General features: G+C 42.0%; 22 protein-coding genes and 1 pseudogene. All 23 read left to right on the top strand.

The genetic code is table 11. The features are described 5' to 3' along the window. Window positions 1–39 precede the first annotated feature (39 nt). A pseudogene (locus tag OFY17_RS13145) lies at window positions 40–381 on the top strand (amino acid kinase family protein); the annotation flags it as partial. Window positions 382–388: 7 nt separating this feature from the next. Next, complete coding sequence (frr, locus tag OFY17_RS13140) at window positions 389–946, top strand: ribosome recycling factor (RefSeq protein WP_263531194.1); 558 nt, start codon at window positions 389–391, stop codon at window positions 944–946. 44 nt (window positions 947–990) lie between these two features. Then, window positions 991–1,722 (top strand): polyprenyl diphosphate synthase, encoded by a 732-nt coding sequence (gene uppS, locus OFY17_RS13135; protein WP_263531193.1) that lies wholly within the window; start codon window positions 991–993, stop codon window positions 1,720–1,722. Between the two features lie 2 nt (window positions 1,723–1,724). Further along, window positions 1,725–2,528: a phosphatidate cytidylyltransferase gene (locus OFY17_RS13130; protein WP_263531192.1), complete on the top strand. Its 804-nt coding sequence runs from the start codon at window positions 1,725–1,727 to the stop codon at window positions 2,526–2,528. Further along, window positions 2,528–3,703 (top strand): 1-deoxy-D-xylulose-5-phosphate reductoisomerase, encoded by a 1,176-nt coding sequence (gene ispC / locus OFY17_RS13125; RefSeq protein WP_263531191.1) that lies wholly within the window; start codon window positions 2,528–2,530, stop codon window positions 3,701–3,703. The genes OFY17_RS13130 and ispC overlap by 1 nt, the downstream gene beginning before the upstream one ends. Beyond that, complete coding sequence (gene rseP / locus OFY17_RS13120) at window positions 3,700–5,046, top strand: RIP metalloprotease RseP (RefSeq protein ID WP_263531190.1); 1,347 nt, start codon at window positions 3,700–3,702, stop codon at window positions 5,044–5,046. The genes ispC and rseP overlap by 4 nt, the downstream gene beginning before the upstream one ends. A gap of 12 nt (window positions 5,047–5,058) precedes the next feature. Further along, window positions 5,059–7,374, top strand: coding sequence for an outer membrane protein assembly factor BamA (gene bamA / locus OFY17_RS13115; protein ID WP_263531189.1), 2,316 nt, complete (start codon window positions 5,059–5,061; stop codon window positions 7,372–7,374). 39 nt (window positions 7,375–7,413) lie between these two features. Further along, window positions 7,414–7,908 (top strand): OmpH family outer membrane protein, encoded by a 495-nt coding sequence (locus tag OFY17_RS13110; protein ID WP_263531188.1) that lies wholly within the window; start codon window positions 7,414–7,416, stop codon window positions 7,906–7,908. Between the two features lie 3 nt (window positions 7,909–7,911). Continuing rightward, window positions 7,912–8,952, top strand: coding sequence for a UDP-3-O-(3-hydroxymyristoyl)glucosamine N-acyltransferase (gene lpxD, locus OFY17_RS13105; RefSeq protein WP_263531187.1), 1,041 nt, complete (start codon window positions 7,912–7,914; stop codon window positions 8,950–8,952). Further along, window positions 8,949–9,386: a 3-hydroxyacyl-ACP dehydratase FabZ gene (gene fabZ, locus OFY17_RS13100; protein WP_263531186.1), complete on the top strand. Its 438-nt coding sequence runs from the start codon at window positions 8,949–8,951 to the stop codon at window positions 9,384–9,386. The genes lpxD and fabZ overlap by 4 nt, the downstream gene beginning before the upstream one ends. Next, window positions 9,386–10,162: an acyl-ACP--UDP-N-acetylglucosamine O-acyltransferase gene (gene lpxA / locus OFY17_RS13095; RefSeq protein ID WP_263531185.1), complete on the top strand. Its 777-nt coding sequence runs from the start codon at window positions 9,386–9,388 to the stop codon at window positions 10,160–10,162. The genes fabZ and lpxA overlap by 1 nt, the downstream gene beginning before the upstream one ends. 75 nt (window positions 10,163–10,237) lie before the next feature. After that, window positions 10,238–11,419, top strand: coding sequence for a lipid-A-disaccharide synthase (gene lpxB, locus OFY17_RS13090; protein WP_263531184.1), 1,182 nt, complete (start codon window positions 10,238–10,240; stop codon window positions 11,417–11,419). Further along, window positions 11,416–12,030 carry a ribonuclease HII gene (gene rnhB / locus OFY17_RS13085; protein WP_263531183.1) on the top strand — a complete coding sequence of 205 codons (615 nt, stop codon included), beginning with the start codon at window positions 11,416–11,418 and terminating at the stop codon, window positions 12,028–12,030. The genes lpxB and rnhB overlap by 4 nt, the downstream gene beginning before the upstream one ends. A 4-nt stretch (window positions 12,031–12,034) precedes the next feature. Next, window positions 12,035–15,511, top strand: coding sequence for a DNA polymerase III subunit alpha (gene dnaE / locus OFY17_RS13080; RefSeq protein WP_263531182.1), 3,477 nt, complete (start codon window positions 12,035–12,037; stop codon window positions 15,509–15,511). Window positions 15,512–15,635: 124 nt separating this feature from the next. Next, a complete protein-coding gene (accA, locus tag OFY17_RS13075; protein WP_263531181.1) occupies window positions 15,636–16,583 on the top strand; it encodes an acetyl-CoA carboxylase carboxyl transferase subunit alpha in 948 nt (315 codons plus the stop codon). 67 nt (window positions 16,584–16,650) lie between these two features. After that, the gene (gene tilS / locus OFY17_RS13070; RefSeq protein ID WP_263531180.1) at window positions 16,651–17,958 is read left to right on the top strand and encodes a tRNA lysidine(34) synthetase TilS; all 1,308 of its coding nucleotides are present in this window, start codon (window positions 16,651–16,653) and stop codon (window positions 17,956–17,958) included. Window positions 17,959–18,926: 968 nt separating this feature from the next. After that, window positions 18,927–19,274 carry a hypothetical protein gene (locus OFY17_RS13065; protein WP_263531179.1) on the top strand — a complete coding sequence of 116 codons (348 nt, stop codon included), beginning with the start codon at window positions 18,927–18,929 and terminating at the stop codon, window positions 19,272–19,274. Window positions 19,275–19,380: 106 nt separating this feature from the next. Then, on the top strand, window positions 19,381–19,998 hold the full coding sequence (locus OFY17_RS13060; RefSeq protein WP_263531178.1) for a hypothetical protein: 618 nt from the start codon (window positions 19,381–19,383) through the stop codon (window positions 19,996–19,998). A gap of 334 nt (window positions 19,999–20,332) precedes the next feature. Next, a complete protein-coding gene (locus tag OFY17_RS13055; RefSeq protein ID WP_263531177.1) occupies window positions 20,333–20,626 on the top strand; it encodes a hypothetical protein in 294 nt (97 codons plus the stop codon). Window positions 20,627–20,692: 66 nt separating this feature from the next. Further along, window positions 20,693–21,016, top strand: coding sequence for a hypothetical protein (locus tag OFY17_RS13050; protein ID WP_263531176.1), 324 nt, complete (start codon window positions 20,693–20,695; stop codon window positions 21,014–21,016). A gap of 601 nt (window positions 21,017–21,617) precedes the next feature. Next, on the top strand, window positions 21,618–22,274 hold the full coding sequence (locus OFY17_RS13045; protein WP_263531175.1) for an HAD family hydrolase: 657 nt from the start codon (window positions 21,618–21,620) through the stop codon (window positions 22,272–22,274). Between the two features lie 96 nt (window positions 22,275–22,370). Next, window positions 22,371–23,030 (top strand): hexitol phosphatase HxpB, encoded by a 660-nt coding sequence (gene hxpB / locus OFY17_RS13040; protein ID WP_263531174.1) that lies wholly within the window; start codon window positions 22,371–22,373, stop codon window positions 23,028–23,030. 105 nt (window positions 23,031–23,135) lie between these two features. Then, on the top strand, window positions 23,136–23,549 hold the full coding sequence (locus OFY17_RS13035; RefSeq protein WP_263531173.1) for a hypothetical protein: 414 nt from the start codon (window positions 23,136–23,138) through the stop codon (window positions 23,547–23,549). The last annotated feature ends 84 nt before the right edge of the window (window positions 23,550–23,633 follow it).

Raw genomic sequence — 23,633 nt, 5'->3', positions numbered from 1 at the left:
AATAAAGTTTATTTATCGAAAGATTGCTCGAAATCGTAAAAAGGAGATGTGTTAATCTTCTCTGTAGGAACAGGTAATCCATTCTTTACAACAGACTCTGCTGCTTGTTTATGCGGTATTGAGATGAATGCTGATGTTGTATTGAAAGCGACAGAAGTGGATAGGGTTTATTCGGCTGGCCCTATGAAAGATTTTACTGCTGTGAAGTGCGACACTTTTAAATTATGACGAAGTGTTGGAGAAGCAATTGGGTGTTATGGATTTAACCGCAATTTGTTAGCTCGAGATCACAGTATGCCTATACGTGTTTTTAATATGAATAAACCAGGTGCCTTGGTAAATACCATGGTAGGTGGTGATGAAGGTACACTGATTAAGTGAGGAAGTTATGATTAACGAAATTCTTAAAGATGCAGAAGAACGCATGAATAAAGCAGTATCATCTGTAGAGAACTCTTTCAAAAAAATCCGTACAGGGCGTGCTCACCCTAGTATCTTAGACTCTGTGAAAGTGAACTACTACGGTTCCGATACGCCGCTAAGTCAAGTGGCGAATATTACAGTGGAAGATGCGCGAACACTGGGTGTGTCTCCATGGGAAAGTAATTTAGTGCCTGAAATTGAGAAGGCAATCATGAAGTCTGATTTGGGCTTGAACCCAGTAACAACGGGTGGCTTAATCCGTATTCCAATGCCTGCGCTGACGGAAGAAACTCGTAAAAATTACTTCAAGCAAGCAAAAGGCGAAGCGGAAAATGGCCGTATAGCGATCCGTAATGTGCGTCGTGACGCCAATGGCAACTTGAAAGACTTGGTTAAAGAAAAAGAAATTTCTGAAGACGAGGAACGTCGAGGTCAGGATCAAGTGCAAAAAATCACGGACAAGTATGTTGCTCTAGTAGAAGAAAAGCTTGCAGCGAAAGAAAAAGACTTGATGGAAATTTAATGAAAAGCGAGCGCAAGCTCGTTTTTTATTGTTAGGAAATATATATGCCTGAAGTGGTTGAAACTGATGCTGAATCAGTTGCTGCTCCTGCTCATGTTGCCATCATTATGGATGGCAACAATCGTTGGGCGAAGCAGAAATATCTACCGAGTATTGCGGGCCATACCGCAGGGGCCACTGCTGTGCGCAGGGCTGTTGAAGTGGCGGCTAAGTCTGGAGTGAAAGTGCTCACTTTGTTTGCTTTTTCCAGTGAAAATTGGAAACGCCCACAGCTTGAAGTGGATGGCCTGATGACATTGTTTATGAGGTCCTTGAAAAAGGAACTTAAAAATCTCAATAAACATAAGATTCAATTAAAGGTGATCGGAGATTTATCGGCATTTAGTGAGTCACTACAAGATCAAATTGCTGCTGTCGAAAAAGCAACACAAAACAACGATCAAATGACTTTAGTTATTGCCGCCAATTATGGGGGCCGGTGGGACATCGCTGAAGCAACCAAAGCGGTTGCTAAAAGGGTTCAAACGGGTGAGTTATCCATTGATCAAATTGATGAGCGGATGCTAGGTAGTCATGTTCAGCTTGCAGAGCTTCCAGCGCTCGATCTTTTAATTAGAACGTCAGGAGAAGAGCGCATTAGTAATTTTTTACTGTGGCAAGCCGCTTATTCTGAATTCGTCTTTCTGCCAGTGCTGTGGCCGGATTTTGGTGAGCAGCATTTCCTTGAGGCGCTTCAGATTTATAGAAGTCGTCAACGTCGTTATGGTGGTCGATAGTTATGTTACTTCCTCGTATTTTAAGTGCCATTGTTATGGCCGCCTTGTTTCTGGGTGCTGTTTTTGTTGCTTCATCAAATACTTTTTCGTGGTCTATGCTTGGTGTCGTGCTTTTGGCAGGTTGGGAATGGGCTCGTTTATCGGGCATTAAAGCGCAATTAGGACGGATTTTGTATGCGGTTTTAGTCGGGGCGATATGTGCTCTTTTAGGTCACCTGAATTTGGCTCAGAATACCCTTTTTCTCGCTCCCGTATTATGGTTGCTTGCCTTGTATTGGGTGGCCCGTTACCCAGATCCATTAGTATGGCGACACTCTATAGTTCGTTTAATCTTTGGTGTTTTTGTTCTGACAGCGACATGGTCTGCTCTGGTTGTTTTAAAAAGTTCAGAAGGTTTTATTACGTGGGTTCTTGTTCTGATGGGGTTGATCTGGGGGGCGGACTCAGGGGCTTATTTTGCAGGTCGCGCCTTTGGTAAGCGTAAATTGGCTAAATATGTTAGCCCAGGAAAGTCTTGGGAAGGTGTGTTTGGCGGTTTAATTATCACTCAAATCGGTATTGTTGCTTTTAGCGTCTGGAGTGATTACAGCCTTTCTAGTTGGTTTTTATTAGCTATCATTGCATTGGTTACTGCCTCTGTTTCAGTGTTGGGTGACCTTATGGAAAGCTTGCTGAAAAGGTATGAAGAGATAAAGGATTCGAGCCAACTAATACCCGGGCATGGTGGTGTTATGGATAGAGTGGACAGCCTAACAGCGGCGGCACCTACTTATGTTCTTTTGCTGACTGTCTTTGGATGGCTTTAATGCAAGGTATTTGTTTATTAGGCGCAACTGGCTCAATTGGTCAAAGTACATTAGATATTATTGAGCAACACCCAGATAAGTTTACGCTTGTCAGTGCATCCGCAGACAAAAGTGTCGATAAAATGGTCGACATATATCACCGCTTTAAGCCGCAGCGAATTGTTATGGGTTCTGAACTTGCTTGTAATGAAGTGGCTGCAAGGTGTCAGGGTGCCAGTGTGTCGTTTGAGTGGGGAGAGCAGGCTCTAGATAGCATTGCTGCTGATCCTAACGTGAATCAAGTCATGGCAGCTATTATGGGGTTTGCGGGCTTGAAGCCAACCCTTGCGGGCATTCGTGCAGGAAAACGTATTTTGTTGGCGAACAAGGAGTCCTTGGTTACTGCTGGCAAGCTATTTATGGATGAAGTGGCGCTGCATAATGCGGTGCTACTACCAATTGATAGTGAACATAATGCTATATTTCAAAGCCTTCCTCAAAACCATGCTGGTGCGCACACGGCGGATGTTTCAAAAATATTGTTAACCGCATCAGGTGGTCCATTTAGGTCATGGCCACTAGATGATATGACTTCAGTGACACCAGTGCAGGCTTGCAAACACCCTAACTGGTCAATGGGGCAGAAAATTTCCATTGATTCTGCTTCGTTAATGAATAAAGGACTGGAACTAATCGAAGCATGTTGGTTGTTCAATGTGACACCAGATGATGTTGATGTGGTTATTCACCCTGAAAGCATTATTCACTCCATGGTCTCCTATAAAGATGGTTCAGTCATAGCGCAAATGGGCAATCCAGATATGAAGGTGCCTATTGCCTATGGTATGACTTGGCCAAAGCGAATCGAAACTCAGGTTCCTCCACTTGATTTAATCGAAATTTCTCGCCTGAACTTTGAAGCTCCAGATTTAGAGCGTTTCCCTAATCTTCGCTTGGCTGCGGAGGCTTGGTACTTAGGCGGCACGGCGATGGCGGTATTAAATGCTGCGAATGAGGTCGCAGTTGCTGCATTTTTGAATGAAAAAATAAGCTTCTTAGACATAGCTAAGCTCAATGAATATGTTCTGACTCACTCTGATATTCGTCCGGTGAATTGTTTGGATGATGTGTTTGAAGCGGATAAAATGGCACGCCAATTGGCAAATAATGTGCTTGTGGATGGTGACTTCGCATGATTCAAAATATTCTTTCTATTGTTATTTCTTTAGGTGTTTTGATTACCTTCCATGAATTTGGTCATTACTATATTGCTCGCCGTTGTGGTGTGAAAGTTTTGCGTTTTTCTGTGGGTTTTGGCAAGCCACTTTACCGATATGTCAATAAAGCAGGAACAGAGTTTACCTTAGCTATGATCCCTCTAGGCGGCTTTGTACGCATGTTAGATGAGCGCGAGGGTGGTGTTCCTGAGTCATTAAAAGACCAAGCCTTTAATAATAAAAATGTTTGGCAGCGTATTGCTATCGTTGCTGCCGGCCCTATAGCAAACTTTATCCTAGCGGTTGTTATTTATGCTCTGGTTGCCATGTTGGGCATACAGTCTGTCGCTCCAAAAGTTGGTGATATTGTTGTCAATAGCCCTATCGCACAGACAGATATTCAGGCTGGTGATGAGATAATTGCCATCAATGGAGAAAGTGTCCATTCATGGGAAGATGTAAATTTAGTGTTAGCAAGCTTGATTGGTCAAACGGGAAGTATTACCGTTCGTTACCAAACGGAAGGTTTAAGTTCGCAGCAAGAGGATGTTGCCCGGTTAAATGCTTGGTTAGTCGGACAAGAACCCAGTGATTTAATCGGTGCTTTTGGTCTTAAACCTTGGCGCCCTCAGGTTGAACCTTTGATTGATCAGGTCGTCGAAGGTGGTGCTGCATATCGTGCTGGTTTTCTAAGTGGCGATAGAATTTTTGCTGCAAATGGTGAAGCCATCAAGGATTGGTCACATATTGTTGCTATTGTGCAAGCTAGTGCGGGCAAAATGATTTCTGTCGATGTTGAGCGCAATGGTCGAGAGCAGAATCTATCATTGACCCCTAACTCACGAGAGTTAAATGGCCAGTTAGTCGGCTACGCTGGTATTGCAGTTGTGCCTCCCAAATGGGATGAAAGCCTTATACGTGAACGTAATTATGGGCTGTTTAGTTCCTTCGTATACGGCATGGAACAAACGGGGAAAATGATAGCCTTAACTTTTGGCTCTATTGGTAAGATGATTCAGGGGCTTATCTCCGTCGATAACTTGTCTGGTCCTATTACCATTGCAAAAGTTGCTAGTGCCTCGGCTGAGTCAGGTTTACAGTCATTTTTAAAATTCATGGCTTACTTGAGTGTGAGTTTAGGGGTGTTGAATTTGTTGCCTATTCCAATGTTGGATGGAGGGCATTTATTGTTTTTTGGTATTGAAGCGGTACGCCGTAAGCCAGTTTCTGAAAAAATACAGAATCTTGCCTACCGTATAGGGGCTTCTCTTTTGTTTGCTTTAATGGCGGTAGCAATTTTTAATGATATTGCTCGCTTGTAAATTGAGGTTTATGTGAAGTTTTTTTCCGCAGTATTTTTAGCTCTAATTAGTGTACATGGTGTAGCGAAGCCAGTAGAAGATGTAAGAATCGATGGCCTTATACAAATGCCTTCAACAAGGGCATTTGACCTAATAGGCTTTGACGATGATAAAACCTATGACTCGAATAAGGTCTATGAAGCCATTAACTCTCTTTTTAATAGTGGTTTCTTTAGTGATATTGATGTTTATGATGATCAGGGTGTTTTGGTTTTTGATGTTGTTGAACGAGCTTCCATTGGTGATTTGACAATTTCTGGTAATGAGCTGGTTAATACGGAAGATCTAGAACGTGGCTTGAAACTCTCTGGCCTAGAGATTGGCGAGATATATAAGCCTGAAACCTTGAATCAAATTTCTCAAGAGCTACAACGTCAATACTTTGCACTGGGGCGTTACAGTGCAAAGGTGGACATCAAAGTTGATGACATGCCCCGTAACCGTGTTGGTATCTCTATTGATATTGATGAAGGTGACACTGCAAAAATAGTGCACATTAATATTGTGGGTAATACGGCTTTCGATGACGAAACTCTAACGGAAGACTTTGAAGCGAGGGAAACAGGTTACTGGAACCCCTTTAGTTCCGCAGATGAATACGCCAAGGCCAAGATTGATGGTGATATTAATACCTTAAGAAGCTTCTATTTAGATCAGGGCTACCTAGACTTTAAAGTGGTTTCTAGTCAGGTAAGTTTATCTTCAGATAAACGTGATGTGTATGTGGTTATTAATATAGAAGAGGGTAAGCCTTATAGCCTTAATGATCTGTCTTTAAGTGGTAGTTTGCCCATTTCAGAAGATCTTGTATGGCAGCATATATCTCACGCGCAAGGCGATACTTTCTCTCGTCAGGAAGTGACAGATATTATTGAAAAGATCTCAACTGAGCTCGGTAATCACGGTTATTTGTTTGCTAGTGTCAATGTCATACCAGAGAAACTGGATGACCAAACGGTGAACCTAAGTTACCAAATAAACCCAGGTTCTAGAGTCTATGTGCGACGCATTACTTTTGCTGGGAACAGTGAAACTCAAGATGAGGTGCTGCGTCGTGAAATGACTCAATTTGAAGGGGCGTTAGCAGTTCATTCTAAAATTCAGGCTTCCAAGCGTCGTCTGGAACGCTTAGGTTTCTTTGGTAATGTCAATTTAAGAACTCGCCCTGTGCCGGGTACGACGGATTTGGTAGACCTTGAGTTTACCGTATTGGAGCAACCTTCAGGCAGCATTCAAGCCAGTATCGGTTTTTCTGATGATGATGGCCTTATTTATGGCTTTGGTATATCCAAGTCGAACTTCTTGGGTACAGGTAACCGCTTATCCTTTAATGCTTCCAAATCTGATGAATATACTAGTTACTCTTTATCCTACAGAAATCCTTACTTTACAGTAGATGGGGTGAGTCGAGGGGCACGCTTTTACTACCAATCTAGTGATTATGATAGTGACGACATTGAAGATTATCAGCTAGATAAAATAGGCGCCGAGCTGAGTTATGGTTACCCTATATCGGATACGCAAAGTCTTACTTTTAGTTTGGGTGTACAAGAAACATCGATTGATTTATCGGATGACCCTTCTAACGAATCTGAGTACTTTGTTGATACTTATGGCGATAATTATGATGACATTATTGCCTCGATTACTTGGCGAGATAACGACTTGATTGGTGGCATATTGCCTACCAATGGTTACTCAACAAATCTGAACCTACGTGTAACAACGCCGGGTAGTGATCAAGAGTATTATAAAGCCAGCCTTACTTCTGAAAAATACTGGAATATAGATAACTCAAATCTCTGGTTGTTCCATGCTAAAGGCCGAGTGTCTTACGGTAATGGCTATGGAGACAGCGAGTATCTACCATTTTATGAAAACTACTATGCTGGTGGTGCTGGTACAGTAAGGGGTTATAGCTCGTCATCATTGGGACCACAGAACTCCTACGATGATGATTCAGACAGTAATAGTGACGCTATGGGGGGGAACTTCTTAATGGCGGGAACGCTAGAGGTGATTTTCCCTTTGCCTATGGTTGAAGATCATAAGTCTGTGCGAACAGCGGCCTTTTTAGATGCTGGTAATGTGTTCGCAACCTCTTGCTTCCCTGTTAGTACAAACTGCACTTCGGGTGTTGACCTTGGCGAGATTCGTTACAGTGTAGGACTTAGTTGGACATGGATAACACCGATAGCGCCTTTGTCCTTCAATGTTGCGAAAGCAATTAACCCTGAAGACGATGATGAAACAGACTTTTTCCAATTTCGTTTAGGTACGGCTTTTTAGTAGGTTCTGTTTGCTATTTAAAAACAATAGGATGATGTAATGAAGAAATTAGTAAGTGTTTTAGTTGGTCTATTATTGATAGGTAGTGCACAGGCTACTGAAGTGGCTGTTGTGGACTTTAGAGCTGCATTATTACAAAGTAACATTGGTCAGGAAGCAGCTAAAGCGCCAAAGCAAAAAGTGGCAGACATGGATGCTCGCTTAAAAGAAGAGCAGGCTACTTTGCAACAGCTTGCAGAGGAACTTAAGCGGGATGAGCTAACACTTTCGGAAGAAGAATTTAAAAAGCGCCGTCAAGGGCTGGCTCAGCGACAGCAACAGATTCAAGTGTTAGCGGCTAAAATGCAGAATGAAGCGAAATCAATCGAGCAGCAATTAATTAAGTCTCTTACTCCTAAGGGTGAGCTGGCTCTAAAGGCTATCATTGAAGAGAAAAAATTGGATTTAGTGTTGAATAGACAGTTAAGTTTATATGCCAATCAAGGTGTGGATATTACAGGTGAGTTGGTAAAACGCATTAATAAGGACAATTAATTTATGTCATATACCTTAGGGGAATTAGCTCAGAAAGTACAAGGCGAAGTGGTTGGAGATGATCAACTCGTTATTGAAAAGCTAGGTACGTTAGAGGGTGCGACGAAATCCGAGTTGAGCTTTTTAGCGAACCCTAAGTACCAAAGTCATTTGTCTTCTACCTCGGCAGGGGCTGTGATAGTGAAAAACCAAGAACTTGCTGCCTTGGTTGAAAATGCCATTGTCGTTGCTAATCCTTACCTAGCCTTTGCAGAACTATCGCACTTATTTATCCCTGAGACACAATCTTGGTCTGGCCATCATGCTAGTGCCGTTATAGCAGATACGGCTAAGGTTTCCTCTTCAGCCGTAATCTCCCCAAATGTCACTATTGATGCTGGTGCTGTCATTGAAGATGGCTGCATCATAGGTGCTGGTTGTGCTATTGGTCGAGGAGTTACCATTGGCAAAGGTACACAATTGTACCCAAATGTTACGATTTACCATGATGTAATTATTGGCGAATCCTGTATATTCCACAGTGGTTCGATTATCGGTGCAGATGGTTTTGGTTTTGCACCTAAAAATGGTGCTTGGGAAAAGATAAATCAGCTTGGTTCTGTGGTGATTGGTAACTCTGTAGAAGTCGGAGCCAGTACCACCATTGACCGTGGCGCCATTGAAAATACACTCATTGGTAACGGTGTAAAAGTTGATAACCAAGTTCAAATTGCTCATAACGTCATAATTGGCGATAATACAGCGATTGCCGCGAGTACGGCGATTGCAGGTAGTACAAAAATCGGTTCTTCTTGTACTATTTCTGGCGGCGTTTGTATCGCAGGTCATTTAACAATAGTGGATCATGTACACATTACCGGTATGAGTATGATCAGTAACTCCATTCCAGAAGCAGGGTCTTACTCTTCAGGAATGGGTATGGAACCTACGTCCAAATGGCGTAGGACCGTTGCCAGAGTCAGACGGATAGATGACATGGCAAAACAGTTTTCACAAATGAAACAACAGATAAATAAGTTATTAGATAAGGTTGATAATAAATGATGGACGTAAATGAAATCCGCCAATACTTACCACACAGATACCCTTTTTTGTTGGTGGATCGTGTAGTTGAACTAAACTTAGGTGAGTCCATTGTTGCGTACAAAAATGTTACCATTAATGAACCGTTTTTTAATGGTCATTTCCCAGATCATCCAGTAATGCCGGGCGTTTTGATTATCGAGGCTATGGCGCAAGCTGCGGGTATCTTGGGCTTTAAAACCATGGATAAGAAACCTCAGGACGGTTCTATATATTACTTCGTTGGTTCTGAGAAATGTCGTTTTAAAAGGCCTGTTGTGCCAGGTGATCAGGTTCAATTAGAAGCTAAAATCTTGACTGAAAAACGTGGCATTTGGAAATTTGAATGTAAAGCAACAGTAGAAGGTGAGCTAGTATGCTCAGCAACTATTTTGTGTGCAGATAGGAAAGTATAGTGGTGATACATCCAACCAGCTTAATAGATTCAAAAGCAGAGATTGACTCCAGCGTAGAGATCGGTCCTTTTTGTACCATTGGCCCTAATGTAAAAATTGGTGCTGGTAGTGTTATTAAGTCTCATGTCGTAATTAATGGTCATACGACAATTGGGTGTAATAATGAAATTTATCAGTTTGCTTCCGTTGGTGAAGCAAACCAAGATAAAAAATACAAAGGCGAACCTACCGAATTAGTGATAGGTGATCATAATGTTATCCGTGAAAATGCCACTATTCATCGCGGCACCATTCAAGATAACAGTATCACCAAGATAGGTAGTCATAACTTGTTTATGGCAAGTACCCATGTGGGTCATGACTGTATCGTAGGTGATAATAACATCATGGCTAACTTTGCCGCTCTAGCAGGTCATGTTCGCGTTGGCGATAATGTCATTCTTGGTGGTTACACTGGTGTCCATCAATTTTGCCAAGTGAATTCATACAGTATGTGTGGCATGGGGTCCATGGTCGCCAAAGATGTACCTCGTTACATTATGGTGTCTGGTAGTCCTGCGAAAGCCCATGGGATGAACTTTGAAGGCATGCGTCGCCGAGGTGTGCCATCCGATGTGATTAGAGCCTTACGAACTGCTTATAAAATGATTTATCTAAAAGGTTTAACGCTGGAAGAAGCATTAAAAGAACTTGAAAAGTCAGATGTCTCTAGTGTTTCTGAAGTGGCCGATTTTATTGTGTCTATCCGACAGTCTAAACGTGGCATCATAAGATAATCACTCTGTTTTTAAAGAAAAACCCCGGATTGCTTCGGGGTTTTTTTATGGTTTAGGTTTATAAGGGAGAGAATAGTGACGTCTACAAAACGTTATGTATTAGTAGCTGGTGAAGCATCCGGTGATATTTTGGGTGCCAACTTGATTGCTCACCTTAAAAAACTACAGCCAGATGCCGTCTTTGAGGGCATTGGTGGTCCATTGATGGAAGCCCAAGGTCTTACTAGTATGGTGCCTATGGACCGACTATCGGTAATGGGCTTAGTTGAAGTGCTAGGAAGGTTGAGAGAACTACTGGGCATCCGCAAGCGACTTTATTTGTCTTGCCTTGATAATCCACCCACGGCTTTTATCGGAATCGACTCCCCTGATTTTAATATGCCATTAGCTAAGAAGCTTAAGTTAGCTGGTATTCCAACGGTTCATTATGTCAGTCCGTCAGTGTGGGCTTGGCGACAAAAGCGCATTTTCAACATCAAAAAATCTGTTGATCTCATGCTGGCACTATTCCCTTTTGAACTGCCTATTTACCATGAGCACAATATCCCAGTGGAGTGCGTTGGTCATACCTTAGCAGATGAAATCCCTCTAGAGAGTGATGCTCAAGAAGCCAGACAGACATTAGGATTAGATATACCGGAAAGCTCGCCAGTTTTTGCTATCTTACCGGGTTCTAGGGAAGGAGAGGTTGCTAAGCTTGCTCCCTTGTTTGCTGAAACGATGAAGATAATTAAACAGCAAGAGCCAAAAGCAATATTCTTAATGCCAGCGGCTAATGAGAAAAGGCGAGGACAAATACAAGCTGTTTTGCTTGAAGCGGGTGTCGAGGCCAATATCATAGATGGACAGTCTCGTACTGTGATGGCCGCCTCAGACGCTATATTGCTAGCCTCAGGTACTGCTGCGCTAGAAGCTATGTTAGTGAAGCGCCCAATGGTGGTTTCCTATAAGGTTAACAAGTTAACTTACGCCATTATGTCGAGAATGATTAAGGTACCTTATGTTTCTTTGCCAAATTTACTCGCCAATGAACCACTGGTACCTGAGTTATTGCAGGACGAAGCGATTCCTGAGAATTTAGCATCCAACTTATTGGATGTCAGACGCTCGTTTTATGCAGACCAGTCAATTCAAGATAAGTATTTAGACTTGCATAATATGTTGCGCAAAAATGCGGGTGAACAAGGCGCTAAAGCCATTATTTCTATGTTAGAAAGTTCTAGGTTAGAAAAAGCAGGGCTGGAAGAAAAGCAGTGAAAAATCAGCCGTTAAAACCCTTTGTTAGTGATGTGTATTTTGATGGCTTGTTAGCAGGAACCGACGAGGCTGGTAGAGGTCCCCTTGCTGGTGATGTGGTGGCTGCTGCGGTTATTTTAGACCCAAACAAACCCATAGCGGGCCTTGCTGATTCCAAGAAGTTGAGTGAGAAAAAACGCGAGGCTCTCTTTGTGGAAATCAAAGAAAAAGCCTTGTCATACGCGATTGCCAGTGCCAGTGTAGAAGAAATAGATGAGATTAATATTCTCCATGCCAGTATGTTGGCCATGTCTCGTGCGGTAGCGGCTTTAGATATCCAGCCTGAACATGTGTTAGTGGATGGCAACCGTATCCCTACTAACCTAGCCTGCTCAGCGGAAGCTGTGGTAAAAGGGGATGCGCGACAAGAAGCCATTTCAGCGGCTTCTATTTTGGCGAAAGTCACACGAGACAATGAGATAGTTGCACTCGCCGAACAATACCCGGAATATGGTTTTGAAAAGCATAAAGGTTACCCAACTGCGGTGCATTTAGAAGCCATTCGCCAATATGGTATTACACCATTACATCGTCGCAGTTTTGGGCCAGTTAAGAAAATTATAGAGGGATAACACCTTGTCCACACCGTTTATACATCTACGCGTACATACTGAATTCTCTTTGGTAGATGGTTTGGTAAAAATCAAAGGCTTGCTAGGGAAAACTGAGTCCTTAGGCATGCCTGCCGTAGCCATTACAGATGAAAACAATCTCTGCGGTTTTGTGCGTTTTTATAAAGGCGCTATGGATAAGGGTATTAAGCCTATTTGTGGTGCGGATGTGGTTGTCGAGCAAGACGGCGAGGTCGAAGCACGTTACCGTTTCACCTTATTAGCCACGTCGAATCAAGGCTACAAGAATATCATCGAAGTAATTTCTCGTGGTTACCAATTGGGTCAGTCCGAAGGTCGACCGATTGTTAAACGAGAATGGATTCAAGAATGCAGTGAAGATGTGATCGCTCTTTCTGGAGCGGGTTATGGCGATGTGGCGCTTTTGCTACAAAAAGGCAAAACGGCCGAAGCTAAGCAACGCTTAAGCGAATGGATGGGTGCTTTCCCAGATCGATTTTATATTGAGCTACAACGTACTAGCCGCCCAGGTGAAGAAGATTATATACATGCTGTAGTACCTTTGGCCGCTGAGCTTGGTTGCCCTGTTGTAGCGACCAATGACGTACGTTTTTTAGCCCGTGAAAACTTTGAAGCCCATGAAGCTAGGGTGTGTATTCATGATGGTGTCACCCTAGATGACCCAAGGCGTAAACGCCGCTATTCGGAAGAGCAGTACTTTAAAAGCGCCGAAGAAATGGCGGAGCTGTTTAGCGATATTCCAGAGGCCATTGAGAATACCGTTGAAATAGCCAAACGCTGTAGCGTTGATGTATTATTAGGGGAGTACTTCCTACCGGATTACCCTGTTCCAGAGGGTATGACCATGGAGCAGTTCTTCAGTAAATTGTCATTTGATGGTTTACAGGAGCGATTTGATTTTCTGGTTAAAAAATATGGTGAGCGAATAGAAAAACGCCGCCAAGAATATTGGGATCGCTTGGACTTCGAGCTCAATATCATTAATCAAATGGGGTTCCCCGGTTACTTCTTAATCGTAATGGACTTCATCCAGTGGGCTAAAGACAACGACATCCCAGTTGGTCCGGGTCGAGGCTCGGGTGCAGGTTCTCTTGTGGCCTATGCGCTGAAAATTACCGATCTTGATCCACTTGAATACGACTTGCTATTCGAGCGATTCCTAAACCCAGAACGTGTCTCTATGCCTGACTTTGATATCGATTTCTGTATGGATAACCGAGATCGAGTGATCGACTATGTATCTCGCACCTATGGTCGAGATGCGGTATCACAGATCATCACCTTTGGTGCCATGGCGGCGAAAGCGGTAGTGCGAGATGTGGCTAGGGTACAAGGTAAACCTTATAGCCTAGGGGATAAGCTCTCTAAGCTGATACCTTTTGAAATTGGTATGACGCTTAGCAAGGCATTAGAAGAAGAGCCAGCTTTACCTGAGTTTTTAGCGGGCGATGAAGACGCGGCAGAAGTCATGGAAATGGCACGATCACTGGAAGGTGTCGTGCGTAACTTTGGTAAACACGCCGGTGGTGTGGTTATCGCCCCAACCAAACTGGTCGACTTTGCACCGCTTTACTGTGAAGAAGATGGCTCAGGTCTGGTTACCCAATACGATAAAAACGATGTAGAAGAAGCAGGACTGGTCAAATTTGACTTTCTAGGTCTGAAGACCCTCACAGTGGTGGACTGGGCTGTTAAAAACATCGATGCCATTAATGCACTAGAAGGTAAACCGCCCCTAGATATTGCCTTAATCGATCTTGAAGATAAATCAACTTACGACCTATTAAAACGAGCTGAAACAACGGCGGTATTCCAGCTGGAATCCCGTGGTATGAAAGAGCTGATTAAGAAGCTTTTGCCTTCGCGTTTTGAAGATATTATCGCCTTGGTGGCCTTGTATCGTCCGGGGCCGTTGGGCTCAGGCATGGTAGATGACTTTATCAACCGTAAGCACGGTCGAGCTGAGTTGGCTTTCCCTCATCCAGACTATCAACATGATGATTTGATTCCTGTACTGGAACCGACTTACGGCATTATCCTTTACCAAGAGCAGGTAATGCAGATCGCTCAGGTATTGGCGAAATTCTCTCTTGGTGGCGCCGATTTACTACGTCGTGCTATGGGTAAGAAGAAAGCGGAAGTAATGGCGGAACAGCGCCAAATTTTCATGGAAGGTGCTCTTAAGAACAACGTAGATAAAGATTTATCAGGTAACATCTTCGACCTGATGGAGAAATTTGCAGGTTACGGTTTTAACAAATCCCACTCGGCCGCTTATGCTCTAGTGTCTTATCAAACGGCATGGCTGAAGAACCACTACCCAGCACCATTTATGGCGGCGGTTTTATCTGCGGATATGCAAAACACGGATAAGATCGTTATCTTTATTGAAGAATGTCGCTCCATGAAGCTCAAGCTAGAGCTGCCTAATGTGAACGAATCTGTGTACAAGTTTACCGTTAATACAGCGGGTGCCATTGTTTATGGCTTAGGCGCTATAAAAGGCGTGGGTGAAGGCCCAATAGAAGCCATTGTTGAAGCACGTAAAGATGGGCCTTTTGAACACATATTCGACTTCTGTCAACGAGTAGGGCGCAAGGTCAATAAGCGTGTCATGGAAGCTCTCGTTCGCTCAGGTGCCTTTGATACTATAGGGCCAAATCGCGCGACATTGTTTGAAAGCATTGATGAAGCTTTGAAGCGTGCCGTACAAGATGCGAAAAACCAAGATGCAGGCATGATGGACTTGTTCGGTGTGGCTGTCGAAGAAAGCACAGAAGACGCCTACAAAGAGATTGGTATTCAACACGAATGGCCACCTCGTCAGCGATTGGATGGGGAAAAAGACACCTTAGGTTTGTATGTAACAGGCCACCCAATTGACGAATACGAGAAAGAGCTACGTCGCTTTGTTCGTTCAAAAATTGTTGACCTGCAGCCTAAGCGTGGCGATACCCAAATTATGGCTGGCTTGATCGTTGACCTGCGCATAACCAAGAGTAAGAAAGGCGGCAATATTGCCTTTGTGACCTTGGATGACCGCTCAGCTCGTATTGAAGTAACCGTGTTTCCTGATAATTTTGAAACCTTCAAAGACGCTATCGTGAAAGATGAAGTGGTAGTGGTAGAAGGGGAGATATCGGTCGATGAATTCCGAGGTGGCCAAAAGGTTATTGCCCGTAATATTCTTGATATCGCCCAAGCGAGAATACGTTATGTGGAAGCACTGCGCATTGCTTGGACGGCTGAAACCGTCACTCAAACCGATATACAAACATTAGCGGTTTATATGTCGCCTTATCGTGGTGAAGGCTGTGATGTGGTGATCAGTTTCGATATACCAGAAGCATCTGGCGATATTCGCTTAGGACAAGAGTGGAAAGTGCGCCCAGATGATGAATTAATTCATCAACTTCAGAAACAATACGGTAAACAAAACGTCCAGTTGGTGTATACTTAGCCACCATAAACAGTTTGCGCAATGGAATGGTAGCGTTGTAACCATACTTTTACAGAATTATGGAACAAGCATTAAAGTGTTTTGTTTTGAATTTTATGACAACTAAAAAGTAGTGTGATTAAACATGAATTTAAATTATCTCCCTTTCGAGCAGCCGATTGCAGAGCTTGAACAAAAAATTGAAGAATTACGCCTAGTTGGCAATGACAACGATCTAAACATTGGTGACGAGATCAGTCGCTTAGAAGAGAAAAAAGAAGCCCTAACTAAAAGCCTATTCAGTAACTTAGGCGCATGGGAAGTTTCTCAATTAGCTCGTCACCCTAAACGTCCTTATACGCTTGATTACATCCAGCACGCTTTTACTGACTTCGAAGAAATGCACGGTGATCGTCACTATGCAGACGACAGCGCGATTGTTGGTGGTATTGCTCGTTTAGATGGCCGTGCCGTTATGGTTATTGGTCACCAAAAAGGCCGTGAAGTAAAAGAAAAAGTATTGCGTAACTTTGGTATGCCTCGTCCAGAAGGTTACCGTAAAGCCTTGCGTTTGATGGAAACGGCTGAACGTTTCAATATGCCAATCGTTACTCTAATCGACACACCTGGAGCCTACCCTGGTATCGGTGCAGAAGAACGTGGTCAAAGTGAAGCGATCGCTTATAACTTGGCTGTTATGTCTCGCCTAAAAACACCTATAATCTCCACTGTTATCGGTGAAGGTGGTTCTGGTGGTGCTTTGGCAATTGGCGTATGCGATGAGCTAATGATGCTGCAATACGGTACTTACTCTGTAATCTCACCAGAAGGTTGTGCTTCTATCCTATGGAAGAGTGCTGAAAAAGCTTCTGACGCAGCAAAAGCGATGGGTATTACAGCGCCACGCCTTAAAGAGCTTGGCTTAGTGGATACCATTATCCCTGAACCACAAGGCGGTGCTCACATTGCTCACGAGCAAATTGCACAAAGCCTAAAAGAAAATGTCTTAGCCGCTTTGGATCGTATGGAAGCACTAAGCACAGAAGAATTGCTAGAGCGTCGTTACAAGCGTCTTATGTCTTACGGCTTGTAATCGTTCTACCTAATAAAAGGCCTCCTTTATGGGGGCTTTTTTGTTTCTCAAGCAGGTGATTATTAGGATGACACGACTCAATAACTCAATGGCGAATTTAGCCACATTAACCTTCTCTAAGGAGTGGATTGATAACCTCTTTTCCACTGGGAATAGGGTGAGGGTTGGTTTGAGTGGTGGAGTCGATTCCTGTGTTTTATTGCATGCTCTTGTGAGCCAGCTTTCTAATGAGCAAAAGCAACAGGTGTCCGCCATCCATGTTCACCATGGGCTAAGTGACAATGCTGACGAATGGCTAAAATTTTGTGAAGACTTCTGCCAAAGCCTGAATGTGAGTTTCGTTGCAGAACGAGTTGCTTTGGCTGAACAGGGCTCTATTGAAGAAGCGGCAAGAAATGCTCGTTATCAGGTGTTTGAGCAAACACTCGGTGCACATGATGTCTTATTCTTGGCCCATCACGCTGGTGACCAAGTGGAAACTGTCTTGTTTCGTTTACTACGGGGAACAGGTGGTAAAGGCTTGTCGGGCATGCCCTACCAGCGCGATATCGGTGAGCAGGGGGCTTATTTAGTTCGGCCTTTTTTAGACGCTTCCAAAGCGGATATAGAAGCGTATGCCGAGATACATAAGCTGCAATGGGTTGAAGATGAGTCAAACACGGACGAGCAGTTTTCTCGTAACTACCTAAGGCACAGTGTTGTCCCAAGTTTGCAGCAGCGTTTTCCTAGTTTGGAATCTAATATCGTTTCTACAGCGCAACGTATAGAAACCGACTACAGCATGCTAGCGAAACTCTCTCACCAACAATTAGCAAGCTGGAGTGACGAATTCGGTGGATTGGTTTTATCCCATTTAGCTGAATTGCCTTTGGATGATAAAGCCTTCTGGGTTAGACAGTTTCTTGCCAAATTTGATATTTCTTTACCCCATGCTCAGCTAATCAGCGTTACAAATATGTTCTTTGGTGAGAATGATCGCCAGCCAGAACAAGTTCTTCAAAATAAGCGTTTATTGCGTCATCAAGGTACTTTGTACCTTCTTCCTCAAGAGCTTCCTGTGGTACTTGGTTCTTTGCCTAATGGCGAATGGTTAAACCGTTCCTTTGATAAGGTAAGAGTTGTATCTAGCTCCGCTTGTGAGCTGAAAACACGCCCCCTAGGTGTCGACCTTGCTATGCCTTCAGGCCACAGTCGTAGATTGAAAAAGTGGCTGAATGATTTGCAAATACCAAGCTGGTGGCGGGAGCATTTGCCTTATGTTTATCAGCAAGGGGAGCTGGTGGCGATTGGAGATTTGTGGGTGCATCCTGAGTGGGAAGGGGAGGTTGAGTGGGAAGTCTCGGGTCTTCTTCCTTTGCCTAGGAAGAAACGGTAGTTTTTTAGATAAGCTTCTTGTTTTTGTTCTTTAGAAGGGGTGAAGGGGCGCTTTTTCATTCAAGGCCTTTGTGTTAATAAGTATTTTTCCGCCCTGCTGGGCGGGTTACTTTTTGCTGGCGCCCAAAAAGTAACCAAAAATTCGCTGGGTCAGAATCTTAGCGCCTCTCTCTCTTTTATAGATATTTATCTCCTACGCGGTCTTTTACGTAAGGTGTTTAGTAGAGCCATATGTATTTCTTGTTTTCTAAACACGGTAACCCGACTATCGAGCTGTCGTGCAATCGGGATTGCATCGAATAAATAGCTTTGTAGATATTGGTTTCTGTTTTTTTGATTGTATTTTGTACTGGTGGTGCTTTTGAAAGTGCTTTAGTATCAATGAAAAAGGAAGTTCACGGGATGAATAATGTGCGGTGGACAAAATAAATTACGCGTATGAATACTATTAAAAGGTTAGAGGTTTCACTTGTTTATCTGCCCAAGCTGCAATAAAAAAGGAATTGGTTTTTGGTCAAAGCTTTGGTCTGGTTCTGATTCTCCATCTAAATGCAAACTATGCGGTGAACTAAGTTTTGTTCATTCGAAATACCGTTTTGGCTTTCAATCTGGCTGGCCAACATTAGGTAAAATATTGGGTACAGCTTTAAGTATATTTTTGCTATATCAAACAAATAGTATTTTCAGTTTATTTCTATTTCCAGTTATTTGGTTAGCTTGTTCGTTTTGGGAGTTATCTTCATTACCCATGCGTTCAATTACTGAGGAGAATGCCGCTGTTGCTAAAAAGAGCGGCAATATTTTTATAGTTGGGCTAGTAATCATTTTAGGCTTAGCTTGGGTGGTAACAAGCCTTTAATCAACCAATTAAGCGCGGGACTGCTAAAGCTTGGCTCGGTTCTTCTCTGCTACATAAGTTTAGCCAAGCATTATCAACCCTTTACTGGGGGGGAAAGTCAAAGGAAATATATGAAGCTTGAATGGAGATCATTGGTTAGTTTGAAGACACCAGTAATTGTAGCTTTCGTTTTAATGTGGAATACGGGATTTTTATTTGCTATGCACCTAGGTGGTGGCGGATTAAAAGGCGGACTATCCCCTATCGGTATGAAAATTACAGGCTTTGTTTGTCTTGCTGCTTGTTTTTTTAGTATATCCGTTGCTGCGTCCAAGTCAGTTCAGGAGGTATTAATTGCTCCTTCAAGAGCAGATAACTTCCACTCAAAAGAATTCTATTTTTTAGCATTTGTGTCGGGAGCTCTTGCTGTGTCACGTTTTGTATTTCTGGCAATAGAGGACAGTAGTAATGCCTTCTAGCAAGCCAATTAAGCAGGACTTAAAACAGTTGATCATGTTCATATCTCGCTAATTTTAGACAACAATTTTTTGCCTCTTTGTGAGGCGTAAGTGCTCAAGAGGTACGATGAAACAACTGTTATCGTTAACTTTAATCGGAGTTTATGTTGCGGCTATTATCCAGTTCAGTTTCTTGGTGTTCAGTGACGTGCTTGATGATGGAGTATTAACTTATATTGCTGTAGGTTTAGGCTTGTTGATGGCTCCGACGCTAAGGTTTTATCAAAAATGGAAACATGATAGGTCGGCAAGTATAATCGTCGAGTACGAATCTGGTTCCACGCCATTTCATTATAAACTGCTGAATTTTCCTATGATTATTGTATTTGCAACTATTGGGCTTATAGGATTTATCGCTATTACGAATCATAAGTTTGCCTCAGATAAAGTGAATACTAAAGTGTTTGAAGTGATGGGAGTAGGGCAAAAGAGAATCCATTATGATTTCTTTGAATATGTTCGTATATCAGATGGAGTATCAGAAACAAGTTATATTTTAGATACTGATACCAGTAATTCTTATAAAGTTGGAGATCAACTAATAGTTCAGTTGAGATCTGGTTTATGGGGGTATGATATAGTCGAAAAATTAGTAAAAAACACTAATAAACCAATTAATCGACCTCAATACGCTCCTCTCAGGCGCATTATAGGTAAGCTAATTAAGGATATCGATGAATATTAATTTGACGGAGCTCTTTGGTTATTTGGGGTGGTTTCTCTGGGGGCTAGGTTTAGTCCTTGGGCCTATAATTGTGAATATTATTGCTCGGCGTAAGGTTGATCATGTGACTCGAAGTACAATATTTGCATTTCTGTTATCTTTTTTATCTACACCTATTCTAATTCAAATATTCTTACTTTTGCGTAAAAAAGACCTTGAGTAAGCCGTGCGCAAAGTTACCACTCTTTACAGGCTTAAAAAACTCTGTTGCCCGGGTGCCAAATTAGCACAAAAAAAACTCCGCTTTGTCACCGGCAGAGCGGCACGTTATGTACTCTAAATGGAAAATAGTCTTATGGAATATGACTTCGGTGATAGTTGGGATTTAATTCAAGTACAGGCCTCACGACAAGTGTTAGGTATGCCAATATCTATTCAGCTAAGCTTCAGCAAGTCTTCCAATGAGGTAAAGTGTTTAGAACTGTTAGAATGCAGAGATTATGGAATCTTAGAGAGTCTTCTTGATGCTGAGCGTATAGTTGTAAAAAAATTACAAGGAACTCAAGCAGAGTTTGGGTCTATTAAGGTTGAATGTTTTGGCGAGTCTTATGCGGAGTACTTTTGTGATGAAGCAAATGAAATCATATAACGAGCAAAGGCAAGAAGGGGGCTCTGAGGCGCGCCTCTTCTCTGGGTGCTAGTTGTAAAAAATAAAATGGAAACATTATTAATATTTTTATCAATTGTAATGATTCTTTATGGCTTAATGCGTTATTTTTTTAGTGTCGCCAAATTAAAAAGCTATATAGGCAAGAACTATCCTTTATTATTGTCCGAGCTGGACCTTATGGTTAGCACAGAAGTGTCTGGCTATTCTAATAAGCTTGCTATTTGGGTTTCCTCTAATTCGTATAAAAAGCTAAATGATGATGTTCTAGAAAAAGTAGTGTCAAAGTATAAGCAATCAAAAATAGCCGCTATTTTTTATGTGTTAATAGGGGGATTAATGATTGTAGCTATAAGTAGTCATTACAACTAAAAAAGCTGTCAATTGAACAGCTTTTCCGTTGCTCGTTTTTGTGCTGAATAGAAAAAAATAACCAATAACAAAGCCGCCAATTACGACGACAGCGGCGTTATATACACTGAGGGAATCTGGATTGAGCTCCACTTAATTTATCCGTTGAGAGAATATTTTGGTTGTATTTCATCGCGCCTGCTTTTGTGCTTATTACTGCATCTATCTTTTCTTTTATACCTTTGATCATGCTATTGCAACATATCAATAATGTTGTGGTCGTGATCTACCTCTTTATGTTTATTTGGCTCTTTTGGGTCTGTAGGCAAATTAAGATATTTTCGGAAAGTCACGAATTAGGTTTATCAGAAAAAGTTTATCTATCCTTAATGGGCGTAATTAGCGTGTTTCTTTTTATGTTGCCTATGTACATTCGCGGAGTAATTATGTCCGTATGAATAATATATATAGCAACGCTTAACAGACACTTACTTAACTGGACAGGTGCTGTAAGCGATGATAATTAGGACATACACTTTAAGAACCTAGCTAATTCAACGTTTCTAAGGTTTTATAGTATGCCTTGTTAGGCTCGTTTACTCGTCATAAAAAAAGGTTTTACATGCCTAAAGGGGAAGTTTTGCATCACGTAATGTTTGATATAGATAGAACACTAGTTAAATCTTACGATTTTGATGAGGAGTGTTTCATTTCTGCCATATCAGAAGTGCTTGGCCATGAAGTTGACTCTGATTGGAGCAGTTATAAGCATGTTTCAGATACGGGTATTCTTAATGAACATCTTGAAAGACGCGGAATAACCTCTGGTTTAGAGGAGATTCACCACTTAGTAAAACAAGCTTTTGTTTTAAAAACTAAAAAGTATTTAGCGAAAAATCCAGCAGCAGAAGTTGCAGGTGCATCAGATCTAATTGAAACACTCAAACAACATGACTCTGTGAGTCTTTCTATTGCTACGGGTGGTTGGCGAGAAGCGGCTCTCTTAAAATTACAATCAGCTGGGATTGATTTTTCAGGAGTTACTATTGCTTCATCTAGTGATCATTACTCAAGGATAGAAATAATGAAAATGGCAAAGAAAAAGGCAAGAGTCAGTGAAAAGGCTCCTGTCACATACTTTGGTGATGCTGAGTGGGATAAAAACGCATGTAATGATCTTGGCTATAATTTTGTGCTGGTTGGAAATCGAATGCAGCATAAGTCATCTGTTAATAATTTAAAAAATACCAGCCATATATTGTCGTTAATTAGTATCTAATAAGTGTGCTAACAAACATAAATGGGTCAGGGTAAAATTATCTCTTCTTACTTAAGCTGAGTATCGACAGAAACCTAATTTTCAAATGGAATAAATATGCAGGCTGTTATTTTTGATATGGATGGAACTCTGATCGATTCGGAGCCGTTCTGGAAGGAAGCTGAGAAGCATGTTTTTTCTTTAGTTGGTGTGGATGTTTGTGATGGTTTGTCTGCTAAAACAGCGGCTATGACAACGAGAGAGGTTACTCAGTTTTGGTATGACCAATCACCGTGGTCAGGGAAGAGTCCTGATGAAGTCGAGAATGAGGTGGTTGATCGAGTAGAAGCCCTTATTTATGAGAAGGGGGTACCAATGGAAGGCGTTAAAGAAGTATTAGACTTTTTTCAAAAAAAGGATTTCAAAATAGGTTTATCAACCAATGCTCCTGAGCGGCTTATTGGTGTTGTATTAGATAAGCTTGGCATTTCCCATTACTTCCATGCTGTTTCTTCCTCAGAACATGAGGCAGAAGGTAAACCCCACCCTGCAGTGTATTTATCTACTGCGGAAAAGTTAAAAGTCCCTCCATCCCGTTGTATTGCATTTGAAGATTCTTTATCAGGCGTTATTGCTGCACAAAGAGCTGGTATGAAATCGGTGATCGTTCCGTCGAATGTTGAGTTTTCAGGTGAGAAATTTGACTTGTCTGACTTAAAGCTCCAATCCCTTTCTGACTTTAATTCGTTGCATTTGGCTGAGTTGTCGAAGAGCTAATGTAAGTTGGTTTTCAGAAAGGGCTCTACTTTTAAAGATGGTTTTGGTTAGAGTGAAAATAGTGCAAATTATCCTTGCTTACTGGTAATTATAAAGGGGAGTGCGATGACATCGGATAAGAGAAGACCAAAATGGGTATGGGCGATTTTCATCTGGTTTATGTTTGGTGGTTTAACTTCAATTTATAATTTTTATATGCTTTTGTCTGACATGATGGCGTTACCGGCAGGTGTAGAGCAGCCTTTTGGAGCTTTTTACTTCTTTCAGGCGTTTGGGGTGAGCTTCTTAGCTATGATTGCAGCAGCAATGTTATTTTTCCGTATAGCAGCTAACCGTTGGCTCTTTTTGGCGATACTAATAATAAGTACCCTAAGTACTTTTTATTCTGTTTTATCAGGTGCTATACCTGATGGTTATCTTTTGAGTACTTCAATAATAATTCTAGCGACATTGGGGTTATATGGCCTTATAGCTCGGTATACTTTTAAATTGGTAAACGCTAATTATTACAACGGCTAATAAAACGGGTCATAATAATAAAACGGGTCAGAGTAAAATTAACCTTTAGACATTATTCACTTTTTAAAAAGCTTATTAGCCCAT

This window comes from Marinomonas sargassi (assembly GCF_025716875.1).
Taxonomy (GTDB): domain Bacteria; phylum Pseudomonadota; class Gammaproteobacteria; order Pseudomonadales; family Marinomonadaceae; genus Marinomonas; species Marinomonas sargassi.
This window is presented reverse-complemented; position numbering and strand designations above follow the sequence as displayed.